The 14,558-nt window shown below is 71.7% G+C and carries 12 protein-coding genes; 7 read left to right on the top strand and 5 right to left on the bottom strand.

Features of this window, described 5'->3' with window-relative positions:
- The first annotated feature begins 7 nt into the window (after window positions 1–7).
- The 5 genes from cls to D6689_10425 all read left to right on the top strand — a co-directional run bounded on the left by cls (window position 8) and on the right by D6689_10425 (window position 4,529).
- The gene (cls, locus tag D6689_10445; GenBank protein RMH41702.1) at window positions 8–1,435 is read left to right on the top strand and encodes a cardiolipin synthase; all 1,428 of its coding nucleotides are present in this window, start codon (window positions 8–10) and stop codon (window positions 1,433–1,435) included.
- Window positions 1,436–1,446: 11 nt separating this feature from the next.
- Entirely contained in the window at window positions 1,447–2,448 is a 1,002-nt protein-coding gene (locus D6689_10440; protein RMH41701.1) for a TerC family protein, read from the top strand.
- On the top strand, window positions 2,322–3,140 hold the full coding sequence (locus tag D6689_10435) for an SDR family NAD(P)-dependent oxidoreductase (GenBank protein ID RMH41700.1): 819 nt from the start codon (window positions 2,322–2,324) through the stop codon (window positions 3,138–3,140). The genes D6689_10440 and D6689_10435 overlap by 127 nt, the downstream gene beginning before the upstream one ends.
- A gap of 134 nt (window positions 3,141–3,274) precedes the next feature.
- Window positions 3,275–3,958: a molybdopterin-binding oxidoreductase gene (locus tag D6689_10430; protein ID RMH41716.1), complete on the top strand. Its 684-nt coding sequence runs from the start codon at window positions 3,275–3,277 to the stop codon at window positions 3,956–3,958.
- Window positions 3,951–4,529, top strand: a complete 579-nt coding sequence (locus D6689_10425) for a hypothetical protein (GenBank protein ID RMH41699.1) — start codon at window positions 3,951–3,953, stop codon at window positions 4,527–4,529. The genes D6689_10430 and D6689_10425 overlap by 8 nt, the downstream gene beginning before the upstream one ends.
- Here the strand turns inward: D6689_10425 and D6689_10420 are convergent.
- Complete coding sequence (locus D6689_10420; GenBank protein RMH41698.1) at window positions 4,502–8,092, bottom strand: 5-oxoprolinase; 3,591 nt, start codon at window positions 8,090–8,092, stop codon at window positions 4,502–4,504. The two genes, D6689_10425 and D6689_10420, sit on opposite strands and share 28 nt — an antisense overlap.
- A 6-nt stretch (window positions 8,093–8,098) precedes the next feature.
- Entirely contained in the window at window positions 8,099–8,998 is a 900-nt protein-coding gene (locus D6689_10415) for a hypothetical protein (GenBank protein ID RMH41697.1), read from the bottom strand.
- A gap of 21 nt (window positions 8,999–9,019) precedes the next feature.
- On the opposite strand from D6689_10415, the gene D6689_10410 reads away from it, so the two are divergent.
- Both D6689_10410 and D6689_10405 read left to right on the top strand, forming a co-directional pair.
- On the top strand, window positions 9,020–9,871 hold the full coding sequence (locus D6689_10410) for an MBL fold metallo-hydrolase (protein RMH41696.1): 852 nt from the start codon (window positions 9,020–9,022) through the stop codon (window positions 9,869–9,871).
- A gap of 64 nt (window positions 9,872–9,935) precedes the next feature.
- Window positions 9,936–10,784, top strand: a complete 849-nt coding sequence (locus D6689_10405) for a hypothetical protein (protein RMH41695.1) — start codon at window positions 9,936–9,938, stop codon at window positions 10,782–10,784.
- A gap of 79 nt (window positions 10,785–10,863) precedes the next feature.
- Here the strand turns inward: D6689_10405 and D6689_10400 are convergent, their stop codons facing one another.
- The 3 genes from D6689_10400 to D6689_10390 all read right to left on the bottom strand — a co-directional run bounded on the left by D6689_10400 (window position 10,864) and on the right by D6689_10390 (window position 14,512).
- A complete protein-coding gene (locus D6689_10400) occupies window positions 10,864–12,129 on the bottom strand; it encodes a hypothetical protein (protein RMH41694.1) in 1,266 nt (421 codons plus the stop codon).
- Window positions 12,130–12,340: 211 nt separating this feature from the next.
- Entirely contained in the window at window positions 12,341–13,669 is a 1,329-nt protein-coding gene (locus D6689_10395) for a Xaa-Pro aminopeptidase (GenBank protein ID RMH41693.1), read from the bottom strand.
- A 36-nt stretch (window positions 13,670–13,705) separates the two neighbouring features.
- Window positions 13,706–14,512, bottom strand: a complete 807-nt coding sequence (locus D6689_10390; protein ID RMH41692.1) for a response regulator — start codon at window positions 14,510–14,512, stop codon at window positions 13,706–13,708.
- Between the last annotated feature and the right edge of the window lie 46 nt (window positions 14,513–14,558).

Below are 14,558 nucleotides of genomic sequence, written 5' to 3'. Positions count from 1 at the left end.
CGGCCCGATGTGGACCGACGCGATCGCCCTGACCGTGTACGCCGCCGTGGTTGCGGCCGGCGTGCTGTCGGGCGTCCACGCCCTGTTGCACAAGCGCGATCCGCGGTCCCAACTCGGGTGGCTGGTGCTGTGCGTGCTCGTGCCGGTGTTCGGCGCGTTCTTCTACTGGCTGCTGGGCGTCAACCGGATCAAGACGCGCGCGCAGCGGTGGGCGGCGGAAGGCCACTGGGGACCGGATGCGTCGGCCAAGGAGCTGCAGTCGGCCGATCCCGTGAGCGCGGACCGGATGCGGTCGCTGCTGCGCCTCGCCAAGGCCGTGACCGGCCGGCCGCTGTTGGCCGGCAACCGCGTCGACGTGCTCCACAACGGCGAGCAGGCCTACCCCGCGATGATCGACGCGATCGCGAACGCGCAAAAGACGGTCCACCTGTGCACCTACATCTGGGAGACGGACGACGTCGGCCGCCAGTTCGTCGACGCGCTCGCCGCGGCCGCCAGGCGGGGGGTACGGGTGCGCGCGCTCGTCGACGCGATCGGGGAGCGCTACTCGCGGCCGCGCGTCACGCGCCTGCTGCGCGACGTCGACGGGGTCGAGGTGGCGCGGTTCTTGCCGCTGGTGCTGTCGTTGCGCGGGCTGCGGGTGAACCTGCGCAATCACCGCAAGATCCTGGTCGTCGACAGTGAGGTCGGTTTTACCGGGGGCATGAACATCGGCGGGCGCCACATGGTGACGCGCCCGGACAACCCGAAGAGAGCGGTGGACATCCACTTTCGCATCGAGGGGCAGGGCGTGGCGTTCCTCGAGGAGGCATTCGCGGCCGACTGGCTGTTCACGACCGGCAAGGAAACCGGCTGGCCCGGCTACCGGCCGATGGACGACCGCGGGCCGGCGCTCGTGCGCGGCATCATGGACGGGCCCAACGAGGATCTCGAGACGCTCCAGTGGGTGCTCATCGGTGCGCTGGCGGCGGCGCGCGACCGCGTGTGCATCATGACGCCGTACTTCATCCCGAGTCGGGAGATGATCGCCGCGCTCAGCTCGGCGGCGCTGCGCGGCGTCAGCGTCGAGATCCTGCTGCCCAGCGACAACAACCTGCCATTCGTCGCGTGGGCGAGCAACGCATGTCTGTGGGAGATCCTGCAGCACGGCGTGCGCGTGTTCTTCCGTCCGCCCCCGTTTGCTCACAGCAAGCTGTTTCTGGTCGACGACTACTACGCGATCGTCGGCAGCGCGAACATCGACCCGCGCAGCCTGCGCCTCAATTTTGAGTTCAATCTGGAAATCTACGATGCGGCGCTCGGGGCGTCGCTCGTGTCTCATTTCGACGACGTGCGCGCCGAGAGCCGCGAGGTGACGCTCGACGACGTCAACGCGCGGCCGCTGTGGATGAAGCTGCGCGACTCCACGTGCAAGCTGTTTTCGCCGTACCTGTAACGAAGGGCGCCATGATTCCGTGGGTTTTGTTCCTCGTCCTCGTGTTCGCGCTGCTCGCGGTGGACCTGGGCGTGGTCAACCGCGAGGCGCACGTCGTGTCGATCCGAGAGTCACTGCGGTGGACGTTGGTATGGATCGCCGTATCGCTCGCGTTCAACGCGGTCGTGTATTTCGCGTACGAACACCACTGGTTCGGCATCGGCCGCCATATCGGTCACGACCTCGGCGGCCGCGAGGCGGCGATCCAGTTCTTCACCGGCTACGTGATCGAAAAGTCGCTCAGCGTCGACAACATCTTCGTCATCGCGCTCATCTTTTCGCACTTTCGCGTGCCGAAACAGCACCAGCACCGCACGTTGTTTTGGGGCATCGTGGGCGCTGTCGTCATGCGGGGCGCGATGATCGCCGCCGGAGCCGCGCTCATTGCGCGGTTCGACTGGATGGCGTACGTGTTCGGGGCGCTCTTGCTGTTTACGGCGGTGCGCATGATGGTCGGCGGTCACGGCGACGTCGATCCGTCCCGGAGCCTATTGGTGCGGATCGCGCGCCGCATCTACCCGGTGTCGGGCGAGTTCGACGGCCCGCGGTTTTTCACCCGCACGGCCGCCGGGACGCGCGCGATGACGCCGATGTTCGTCGCGCTGCTCGCGGTCGAAGGGGCCGACGTGTTGTTCGCCGTCGATTCGATCCCCGCGGTGTTCGCGGTGACGCGCGACCCGTTTCTGGTGTTCACCTCCAATATCTTTGCCATTTTGGGATTGCGCGCGCTGTATTTCGCGCTGGCCGCGGCGATGGACCGATTTCGCTACATCCAGGCCAGCTTGGTGTTTTTGCTGTCGTTCATCGGCGTGAAGATGATCTTGCAGCACCACTTCCCGATCCCGGCATGGGTTTCGCTCGTGGTCATCGGCGGTATTCTGGGGACCGGTGTGGCTGCGTCGGTGTGGGCCAACATCAAGGTCGCTCGCCTGCACGCCGCGCCGCCGCCACAAGAGGAGGACGACACGCCGTGATCGATTTGACTGGACGCCACGTCGTCGTCACCGGCGGGGGCGGTGCGCTCGGCAGCGCCGTGGTGCGCGCGGCCGTGGACGCCGGCGCCGTATGTCACGTGCCGAGCCGCAGCGGCCGGGTGCCCGACGCGATCGCGGCGGTCGACGGCGTCCACGTGGTGCGCGGCGTCGATCTGTGCGACGACGCCGCGGTGCGTGACTTCTACGCCGGCATCGACAACCTGTGGGCGTCGCTGCACGCCGCCGGCGGGTTCGCCATGGCGCCGGTGACGGACACGTCTTCGGCGGCCTGGCACGCGATGTGGGCGACCAACGCGACGACTTGTTTCGTGAGCTGCCGCGAGGCGGTGCGCGCGATGCGGCGCGCCGGAGGCGGCGGCCGCATCGTCAACGTGGCGTCGCGACCCGCGCTCGAGCCGACGGCCGGGATGATCGCCTACGCGGCGTCGAAGGCCGCGGTGGTCGCGATCACCCGCGGCCTGGCGCGCGAGGTCGCCGGCGACGGCATCCTGGTCAACGCGGTGGCGCCGTCGATCTTCGACACGCCCGCGAACCGCGCCGCGATGCCGGACGCCGACCCGTCCCAGTGGCCGGCGCCCGAGGCGATCGCGCGCGCGATGCTGTGGCTGGCGTCACCGGCCAACGAGGTCACGACCGGCGCGGTCGTCCCCGTGTACGGCGCGGCGGCGTGACGGCGCGGCGCGCCCGGCGGCGGCACGCGGGCCGCCGGGGCGCGCGGGTTTTCGCGAGCGCCCCGGGCGAGCCCGCGGTACCATTCGGACACGTGGCTGCGCGCGACGACGACCTCACTCCGGACGTACGCCGGATGCTGGATCGGCGGGCGCTGCTGCGCGGCGCGGCGGCCGGCACCGTCGTGGTCGCCCTCGGCGGCGGCCTGTACGCACTGGCGGCCGACGACCTCACCGCCGCGGCGCGCGCGCAACGGCGCCCCGACGGCCGCCCGCGGTTGCCGCCGGGCCAGCGCGTGATCCGCCAGCTCAAACCGATGGGCGGCGAGCCGGGCGATCCGCGGCCGAAGAACTGGCGCCTGCGCATCCACGGCGAGGTCGACGCGCCGTTCGAACTCACGTACGAGCAGCTGCTCGCGCTGCCGCAGGTGGAACAGGTCGCCGACGTTCACTGCGTGACCGGCTGGTCGGTGCTCGGCCACCGGTGGACCGGCGTGCGCGTGGCCGAGCTGGCGCGCCGCGCGCGCGTGCGGCCGGCTGCGCGCCACGTCATCTTCGAGGGAGCCAACGGCTACACCGCGAACGTGCCGCTGCGCGAGGCGCTGGCCGACAACGTGCTCGTGTGCCATCGGATGAACGGCCGCGGGTTCGCGCGGCCGCACGGGGCGCCGGTGCGCGCGCTCGTGCCCGACCTGTACTTCTGGAAGAGCGCCAAGTGGCTCACCGGCGTGCGGTTCGTCCGCCGCGACGAGCCGGGCTACTGGGAGGTCCGCGGGTATCACAACCACGGCGACCCGTGGCTCGAACAGCGGTATGGCTGAGTTGCGCGGTCGCAGCCTGCCGTGGCGCGCATGGCTGCGCGCGTTTCACCGCGACGCCGGCTACCTGGTCGTCGGGCTCACGTTCGTCTATGCGATTTCGGGACTGGCGATCAACCACGTCCACCAGTGGAATCCGAACTTCGTCACCTACGAGCGCATTCACGACGTCGGCGGTCCGCTGCCGGCCGACGACGAGGCCGCGATCGCGCGCGTGCTCGCGGCGCTGCACATCGACGACGCGCCGATCGACGCCTACCGCGCGGCGCCGGATCAGATCGAGATCGAACTTGACGGTCGCACACTGCACGTCGACACCGCTACCGGTTCGGTCGTCGAGGAGGGCAATCGGCCGCGGTTCTTTTTGCGCGTCGCCAACTGGTTGCACTACAACCGGTCCAAGCAGGCCTGGACGTACGTCGCCGACGCGTACGCGGTGTTGCTGCTGTGCCTGGCGACCTCGGGCCTGTTCATGCTGCGCGGGCGCAAGGGACTGATCGGCCGAGGCGCGGTGCTCGTCGCGATCGGCGCCGCGGTGCCGATCGCCTACGTCGCCTGGTCCGGCGGCCCGTAGCCGCCGCCGCCCGGCGTCTCGATGCGGATGCGGTCGCCCGCCGCGGCGTCCAGCTCGACCTTGCCGGGCAGCGGCGCGCCGTTGTGCAGGTTGCGGCCGGGCGCGCCGGGATGGCCGCCGGCGAGGCCGAAGGGCGCTCGCGCGCGCCGCTCCGACAGGATGGACACGCACATCGGCCGCAACAGTTCGATCTCGCGCACCACGCCGTCGCCGCCGCGCCAGCGGCCGGCTCCCCCGGAACCGCGGCGGAGCGAAAACTGCACGAGCCGCACCGGGTAGCGGGCTTCGAGAACCTCGGGACCGGTGATCCGCGTGTTGGTCATGTGGGTGTGGACGCCGGACGCACCGTGAAAGCCCGGCCCGGCGCCGGCGCCGCCGGCGATCGTCTCGTAGTAGCCGAACGTGTCGTCGCCGAACGTGAGGTTGTTCATCGTGCCCTGGCTCGCCGCCGCCTTGCCGAGCGCGGCGAGCAACACGTCGACGACGCGCTGCGACGTCTCGACGTTGCCGCCGCACACCGCGGCGCCCGGCGCCGGGTCGAGCACGCTGCCTGGCGGCACGCGGATCGATACGTTGCGCAAGCAACCACTGTTGAGCGGGATCGGCGCGCCGACGAGCGCGCGTAATACGTACAGTACGGCTGCCACGGTGACCGCGCGGGGCGCGTTGAGGTTGCCGTCGACCTGCGGCCCGGTGCCGGAAAAGTCGACTGTCATGCGGTCGCCGGAGACCGAGATCCGCACGCAGATCGGCGTTCCGTCGTCGAGCGCGTCCTCGAACGCATGATCGCCGTCCGGCAGCGCGGCGATCTCGGTCGCGACCTCGGCGGCGGCGTTGTCCTGGACGTGACGCATGTACGCGTCGACGACGGCCAGCCCGTACTCGTCGATCGTGTCGCGCAGCAGGCGCGCACCGGTTCGATTGGCGGCGATCTGCGCCTGGAGGTCGGCGATGTTGGCGTCCGGATCGCGCGCGGGCCACGGCCCGGCCGACAGCGCCGCGCGCACGGCGGCCTCGTCGAACCGGCCGCCGCGGACGATCCGCAGCGCGCGCAACACCGCGCCTTCCTCGTCGATCGAGCGCGAAAACGGCGGCATCGACCCCGGCGTGATGCCGCCGACGTCCGCGTGGTGGCCGCGGCTGGCGGTGAAGAACCGCAGCACGCCGCGGTCGTCGTGGACGGGAGTGACGACCGTGATGTCCGGCAGGTGCGAGCCGCCGGCCGCCGGGTCGTTGGTGGCGTACACGTCGCCCGGCTGCGGGTCGGGATGGGCCGCGAGCGTACAGCGCACCGATTCGCCCATCGCGCCGAGGTGGACCGGGATGTGCGGCGCGTTGGCCACGAGGCCGCCGTCGCGGTCGAACACGGCGCAGGAAAAGTCCAACCGCTCGCGGATGTTGGTCGACAGGGCCGTGCGGCGCAGCACCGCGCCCATCTGCGTCGCGATCGACATGAAGCGATTGTTGAAGATCTCGAGCTGGACCGGGTCGGGTCGGTCGCTCGCGCGTGCGCGCCGCCGCGCGGTCGCGGTCGTCGTCGCGGCCGTCGCGGTGACCGCGATGCGATCGGCGTCGATCGCGGCGAGCGCGAAACCCGGGTCGACCACGACCGTGCCGGTGTCCTCGACGACGATCGCGGGACCGGCGATGCGCACGCCGGGCGCCAGCGACTCGCGCGCGTACACCGGCGCGTCGCAGAAGCGGTCGCCGGCCCACACGCGCGTGCGCCGCAGCGGAGGTGGTGCGGGGCGTTCGGCGGGCGCCACCAGCGGGCGGCGTGCGTCGGGCGGTCGCGCGCGCGCGATCGTCTCGACGCGGACGGCTGCGACCTCGATCGGGTGTCCGGGCCGGGCGTAGCCGAACAGTCGCTCGTGGGCGGCCTCGAACGCCGCGCGCAGCGCCGCCGCGTCGGCGCGGTCGTCGACGTCCACCGGGATCGGCGTTTCGGTGCCGCGGTAGCGCAGATCGACGCGCCGCACGGTGTGGATCTGGTCCGGCGTAAACCCGTCGGCGCGCAGCGCGGCGCGCCCCGCGGCGGCGAGGCGGGCGAACGCCGGCTCCAGCGCGCCGGCGATGCCCGCGTCGACCGCGAGGCGGCCCGCGTCCGCCTCGCCGTGCCAGGTCACGTCCGCCAGCCCCATCCCGTAGGCCGATAGCACGCCAGCAAATCGGTGAAACAGCAACGTGCGGATGCCGAGTTGTCTCGCGATCGCGCACGCATGTTGGCCGCCGGCGCCACCGAACACGACGAGCGCGTCGTCGCGCACGTCGCGGCCGCGCGCGATCGTGACCTGCCGGATCGCCTCCGCCATGTTGTGGTTGGCGATCGCGAACAATCCGGCGGCGACTTCCTCCGGCGGACGGCCGACGCGGCTGGCGAGCGCGGCGAGCGCGGCGTCGACCGGTTCGCGGCAAAGCGGCAGCGGAAATCGGTCCGGCAACACGCGGCCGAGCGCGAGGTTGACGTCGGTGACGGTGAGGTCGCGGGCGCCTGCGCGGCCGTAGCACAGTGGGCCCGGGTCGGCGCCGGCGCTGTCGGGGCCGACCGTGAGCCGGCCGCCGCGCGCGCGGCAGATCGAGCCGCCGCCGGCGGCGACCGTGTGGATCGCCATCATCGGCGCGCGCAGCCGCACGCCGGCGACCTCGGTCTCGTAGACCCGCTCGTAGGCGCCGTCGTAGCGCGACACGTCGGTCGACGTACCGCCCATGTCGAAGCCGATGGCGCCGGGCAGGCCGGCCTCGCGGGCGAGATGTGCGGTGGCGACCACGCCGGCGGCCGGTCCCGACAGCACCGCGTTGCGACCGCGAAACCGCCGCGCGTCGGTCAGGCCGCCGCTGGACTGCATCATGCGCAGCGAACTGCCGGGCAACTCGCGCAGCAGGCCCGCCACGTAGTCGCGCAACAGCGGCGTGAGGTACGCATCGACCACGGTGGTGTCGCCGCGACCGACCATGCCGATCTCCGCGGCAACCTCGTGCGACAGGGATACGTGGCGAAACCCGAGGTCGCGCGCGACGTCGCCGATGACGCGCTCGAGGGCGCCGCTGCGGTATGCGTGCAGCACGACCACCGCGAGGCTGTCGATGCCCGCGCCGCGCACCTCGCGCAGGCTGCGCCGCAGCGCGTCGATATCGGGCTCGACGACGGCGCGCCCGCTCGCGTCGCACCGCGCGTCCACTTCGACGACGCGGGTGTACAGGGCCTCTGGCTTGCGGATGTCGATCGCGAAGATGTCCGGTCGCGTCTGGTTGCCGATGGCGAGCAGGTCGCGGAAGCCGCGCGTGATCGCCAGCGCACAGGGCGTTCCCTTGCGCTCGAGCAGCGCGTTGGTGGCGATCGTCGTGCCCATGCGGATGTCGCACGGCGGGATGGGATCGCCGTCGGACCGGCCGAGGATGCGGCGGATGCCGTCGAGCGGCGCGCGGTCGGACGACAGCACCTTGGCGACGCGAATCGCGCCCGTGACCGGGTCGCGCCCGAGACAATCGGTGAACGTGCCGCCGCGGTCGATCCAGAACTGCCATCTGCGCGCCTCGCCGCGCGGTCGCCGTCGCCCGCCCATCGCGCGCTACGGTGCGAACGCCATCTGCACGTAGGTGTGCGGCTTCGCCGCGCGGTCACCGTCCGGGACCAGGCAGCCGACCGCGCCGATGCGGTCGCCGGCGCGAAACGCGCGCAGGAGCCACCGCATCCGGTCGCCGGCAAAGCACGGCTTGCGGTATGCGACGTCGGCGTAGCGCGACAGCACCTGGACCGGCTCGCCGAGCGCAGCGAACCGGCGCAGCGCCGCGTCTTCGAACAGGCGGGGGTACACGAGCGAGTTGACGTGCTGATTGCTGTCGGTGTGCGCGAGGCCGAACACGACGGGGGCCTCGTCGGGTGCCAGGTCGTCCTCGATCCACGCGGCGCCGTCGGGCAACTCGAGGGTCGCCTCCGGCGGTCGCCACGCCGCGCGCTTGGCGGGCACGCCCGGCAGGCCGGGCCCGTCGAGTGACCGCACCTTGCGCTCGCCGGCCGGCGCGAACGGGCGGGTGAATACGTGCTCGGCGACGACGCGGCCGACGAACACCGGCGCGCCGCGATCGGCCGGCGGTGGGCCGGCGGTGCGGCCGATCTTGCCGTCTACGCGCACCGCGATCGTCATCAGGATGCGGTCGACCTGGCCGGTGTCGTCGACCGCGTGGGCGAGGTCGAAGCCGCCTTCGGCCTCGAGCGGGCGCATGACGGACACCGGACCGCCGCCCCCCTCCATCACCAAGCGCGACAGGATCGGCACGATGCCCTGGCGATTGCGCAGCTCGGTGACGACGTGTTCGCGGATGAGCTGGCGCCACACGACCCAGCCGACCGCCTGAGGCAGGGCGGTGAGCACGACGCGGCCCTCCTGCGTGACGTCCTCGTAGCGGAGAAACAGCGCGCCGGACGCGCGCTGGTCCGGCGGCAGGTCGGCCAACTCGGGAAACGACACGCGCGTAGTATAACCGGCGCGATGCTGACGGAGATTCGCGCCGGCAACTTCACGATACGCGGCGTGTCGGTCGGCGGGATCTACACGTCGCTGCACGTCAAGGAGCTGGACGTCCTTCTCGACGTCGGCCTCGCACCTCGGTCGTTTGCCGGGGCGAAGGCGCTGTTCCTCAGCCACGGGCACGCCGACCACTGCGGCGCGCTGATGACGCTGATCGGTGCGCGGATGCTCATGTGCAACAACCGCCGGCTCAAGATCTTTCTGCCGGCGCCCATCGCGGACACCCTCCGCGCGTCGCTCGATCTCGTGTCGACGCTGCAGCGCTACGACGTCAACGTGAAGCTGTGCGGCATGGAGCCCGGCGACGAGGCGCCGCTGCACGCCAACTTGCGCGTGCGCGCGTTTCGCACGTATCACCCGGTGCCGTCGCTCGGCTACCTGTTCTTTCGGCGCGTGCCGAAGCTGCGGCCCGAGTACGTCGGCCTCGATGGCGCCGAGATCCGCGATCGCCGGCGCGCGGGCGAGGACCTGTTCGTGGACCGCGAGATCCTCGAGTTGGCGTACGCGACGGACACCTTGGTGAAGGTGCTCGACGCCGAGCCCGCATTGCTGTCGGCTCGCACGTTGATTCTCGAGTGCACGTTTCTCGACGATGCGAAGCCGCCGGAGCGGGCCCACGAAAGCTGCCACATCCACCTCGACGACCTGCTGCCGTACGCGGACCGGTTCCGCAACGACGCGGTCGTCCTCATGCACTTCAGCCAGAACTACCGGCCGGCTGACGTGCGCGCGATCCTCGACGCGCGGTGTCCGCCGGGACTGCGCGAGCGCGTCGTGCCGCTGGTGCCCAACCGGCGCCGGTGGCCGGGGTGACGGCCGCGGGCGCGGGGGCGGCACCGGGAGCGCCGGTCGGCCGGCTCGCCCTATAGTTCCACCGATGACCGCCGACGCCGACACGTCCCGCATCTCGCCCACGGCGCACTACACCGGCTACGTGTGGTGGCGCAACGGGCTGTCGTACGACGCACTGCGCACGCCGCTGGGCCGCGCGCTGTACGCGGCGCTCGCTCCGGCCAACGCCGTCTACCGCCGTGTCGCGCGGCGTGCCGACCTCGAGCAGCTGTTGCTCGCGCGCCATCGCATCATCGACCACCGCCTCGCGGCGGCGATCGAGGCGGGGCGCGTGCGCCAGGTCGTCGAGATCGCCGGCGGGCTGTCGGCGCGCGGGGTGCGCATGGCTGCGCGCTACCGGGACCGCGGGCTGGTGTACGTCGAGGGCGACCTGCCCGACATGGCGGAGGCGAAGCGCGCGCGGCTGGCGCGCGCGGGGTTGCTCGCCGACAACCACCGCGTCGTGCCGCTCAACGCGCTCGTCGACGATGGCGACCACAGCCTGCGCACCGTCGCCGGGCGCTTGCTCGACCCGACGGCGGGCACCGCCATCGTCACCGAGGGACTCACGGCCTACTTTGCCCCCGACGTGCTCGCCGGGATGTGGCAGCGCATCGCCGCGTGCCTGTCGGCGTTCCCGGCGGGACTGTACCTGGCCGACATCATCCTCGGCAGCGACGCCGGGCCGGCGCGCCGCGCGTTCGGCCGCGCGCTCGGTTGGTTTGCGCGCGGCGACGTGTATTTGCACTTCTCGGGGCCGGACGAGTGCATCCAACGACTGCGCGCGTGCGGGTTCGCGACCGCCGAGCTGCTCCATCCCGCGGACTTCGCCTCCGCCGGCGTACCCGAGCCCGACCGCGGCCACATCGTACGGGTGATCGAGGCGACGACGTAACGCGGCGCGCGCCCCGCCGAAAACGCCGACGCCCGCGCCGCAGTGACGCGGCGCGGGCGGGCGGAGGGCCAATGATGGGTTACGCCCGGCGGCGGCGGCGCCCAAGCGCCAGCGCCGCGCCGAGCACGAGCATCGCGAAGCCCGACCCGGAGCCGCCGGCCGCAGAGCAGCCGCCGACGAGGTCAGCGCTGCCGGCGGAGCCGGGGTTCGGATTCGGATCGGGATCGGGATTCGGGTCCGGGTCCGGGTTCGGGTCCGGGTCCGGCGAGCCGCCGGCCGACAGCGTGACCGTGACCGACGCGCTGCCCTCGGCGCCCGTGACGTCGATCGCGCGCGTCTCGACGATGTGGCTGCCGTCGGCCAGCGTCGTCGGCGCGTTGAAGATGTAGGGCGCCGTGTCGACCGTCGCGTAGTGGGTGCCGTCGATATACAGGTCCACTTGTTGGATCGACTGGCTCGCGGTCACGGCCGTCTCGATGACGAAGCCGGGCTCGACCGTCTGGCCGGCCTGCGGCCGGGTGATCGCGATCTCCGGCGGCGTCGCCTGCCGCGGGCCGATCCGCTGCAGCAGCATCTGCACCGAGTTTTGCGTCTGTTGGCCACATGCGCAGGTGCGCGGGCCGTCCTCGCCGCACGGCGCGTCGACGTTCTGGAACGTCTTGGCGCCGCAGCCGCCCAGATAGGTCATCGGATCCTCGCACAGGTACTCGTGGTCGAGGCCGAACGAATGGGCGACCTCTTGCGCGACGACCTCGCACACGACCCGGTAGTTGTTGCCGAACACTTCGGCGAACGTGTAGACGACCGAGTTGTTGATGGTCGAACAGTCGCTGGTGAACGGCGACACGCCGCCGACGCCGTTCGGCAGGCCGAGGTCGTTCGGGTGCCCCGCGACGACCGATTCGAGGTGCGGCACGTTGCCCGGGTCGACGTCGGTGATCACCACGTTGAACGGCGACCACAGGTCGCGCACGCAGTCCATCACCTGCTGCCAGCCCGCGTCGCTCACGTTCCACGGCGGGATCGTCGCGGTCTGGCTCGGCACGGACGAGCGGTTGTTCCGCGAGTCGTTGATGCCGGGCGTGTAGGTGCCGCCGTAGCGGTTCATGTAGATGATCACCTGGCCGGCGTACAGCATGCCGACCTCCGGATCGGTCGGCTCGGCGAGCACCGCGTCCGCATCGATCACGCTGTAGACGCCGCGAGGCATCTCGTCCGCGAGCGCCGGCGTGCCGACGATTTCGCGGACCTCGGGCAGGGGCTCGCTCGCCAATTCGTCCTGGCAGGCGGCTGCGGGGATGAAAAGTCCGGCGGACAGCAGGGCGGCGACGGCGCGATTGTTCAAGGGAACCTCCGGGGGCTGGAATCGGGGTGTGCGGATGTAATCCACGTCCCGTGCCAGCCTTCGGGGCCGAAAACGAAGGTTCTTACCCGGTGCAGGTGACCGAAATCGCAGCGCGCGCGAACGCAAGTGGCGGCCCGACCGCCGCGCCTCCGTGGGACTTCGTCGGTGCGGCCGGGGACTGCCCCCCCGCCAGAGGCGATCGCGAGCGCCGCTATCGCATCGCCGCCGGCGCCGCCGCGCGGCAGGCTGCCTCGACGTCCGCGATCGCCGACGGGGCCGCCTCGGTCAGGTTGCGACAGCCGTCGTCGGTCACGAGCACGTCGTCCTCGATCCGGATGCCGATGCCGCGCAGCGCGTCGGGCACACCGTCTGCGTCCTCCGCGACGTAGAGGCCCGGTTCCACGGTGAGCACCATGCCCGGCGCCAGCGGCCGCGGTTTGCCACCGCGGTTGTACGCGCCCACGTCGTGGACGTCCATGCCGAGCCAGTGGGACGTTCGGTGCATGTAGAACGTTTTGTACGCGCCGTCCGCTACGCGCGCCTCGGCCGGTCCGGGCAGCAGGCCGAGGTCGACCATGCCTTCGGTGAGCACGCGCACGGCGGCGGCGTGGATGTCGTCGAGCGTCGCGCCCGGGCGCACGTGCGCGATCGCCTCGCGCTGGGCCGCCAACACCACCTCGTAGGCGTCGCGCTGTGGCCCGCGGAATCTGCCGTCGACCGGAAACGTCCGGGTGATGTCCGCCGTGTAGAACCCGTACTCGCAGCCGGCGTCGATCAGCACGAGGTCGCCCGCGCGCAGCTGCGCGTCGTTTTCGACGTAGTGCAAGATGGTCGCGTTGGCGCCGCCGCCGACGATCGTGGTGTACCCGGGGCCGACGCCGCCGCGCCGGCGAAACGTGTAGTCCACCAGCGCTTCGAGCTCGTACTCCCACGTCCCCGGAGCGGCGGCGGCCATCGCCGCGGTGTGCGCCTCCACCGAGATCGCCGCCGCCCGCTCGAGCACGGCGATCTCCTCGGGCGTCTTGATCAGGCGCATCTCGTGCAGGACCTCGCGCGGGTCCACGACCCGTGCGGGCGGGCGCACGCCGCGGCGCTCGCGCCGGCGAAGCTGGTCGATCGCCGACGCGATCGTCCGGTCGAACGCGGGATCGCTGCCGAGGCTGTAGTACAGCGCTTCGGCGCTCAGCAGGTCGGGCAGCTTGTCGGCCAACTCGCCGCACGGGTACGCGACGTCGGCGCCGAACCGGTCGACGGCGCCGTCGACGCCCGCGCGGCGGCCGTCCCACGTTTCGCGCTCCTTGTCGCGCGGCCGGACGAACATCACCACCCGATGTTTGGCTGCGCCCGGGCGCAGCACGAGCGTCGCTTCGGGCTCGGTGAAGCCGGTCAGGTACAACAGGTCCGACGATTGGCGGTAGCGGTAGTGCGCATCTCCGTTGCGGATCGCCTCCGGCGGCGAATGGAACACGGCGACGGCGTCGGGCCCGATGGCGTCCATCAGGCGCTGGCGCCGCTGCGCGAACACGGCGGCTTCGAACATGGTAGCCCGCATTGTGCCGGGGACGCGGGCGGGCTGTCACGTCGACAGTTGCGCGACGAGCGCGGACGGCGGGCTGACGGCGCGCGCGCCCAGTTCGTCGAGTTCGGCGCGGTGCGGGTCGATTGCGTCGCGCGCGTCGGCGAACACGAGCGCCGGGACGGTCGACAGCGCCGGCTCGCCGCGCAGCGTGCGCAGGGCCGCGAGCGCCTGCTTGCCGGTTCCGCGCAGCGCGATCGCGATGGCGCGCGGCTCCAGGACGCGCGCGAGCCGCGCGAGGTCGGCGGTGGGGCGCGACAGGGACACGACGGTGTAGCCGTGCGCGCCGAGTTCGGCGTCGAGCCGCGCCAGCGACTGCGTGTCGTCGTCGATGAGCAAGATGACGCCGGTCCGCGCCGGCGCGCGCGCCGGCGGCGCGGCGGTGCTCGCCGGGTTGCGGCGCGGCAGCGGCGGCCGGTCCGTGATCGTGTCGTACTCGCCCGAGCGAAACAGCGCGAGAGCGACCTTGTTGAGCAACTCGTCGACGTCGAACGGCTTTTCGACCAGGTCGTCGGCGCCGTACTCGAGGGCGCGGTCCGACAGGCCCTGCAAAGCGGTCATGACGACGACCGGGATCTTCGGCGTGTGCTTCGCGCGGCGCAGCTCGCGCAGGAACTGACGCCCGTTCATGCCGGGCATCATGACGTCGAGCAGGATCGCGTCCGGCGGATCCTCCTCCACGATCTGCAGTGCGGTCGCTCCGTCCGGCGCCGTCTCGACCGTGTACCCCTCCTCCTCGAGGATGCGCGTGATCGACGCGCGCAGTGCGTTGTCATCGTCTACGACGAGGATGCGTCCCCCAGCCATGTCGTTCCTCCGCCCCTGCCGCGGACAGCCTAGCACGGGCGCACGG

It is taken from the genome of Deltaproteobacteria bacterium (assembly GCA_003696105.1).
GTDB lineage: Bacteria > Myxococcota_A > Polyangia > Haliangiales > J016 > J016.
The sequence above is the reverse complement of the archived record's forward strand: the minus strand, read 5'-3'. Positions and strand labels throughout refer to the sequence as shown.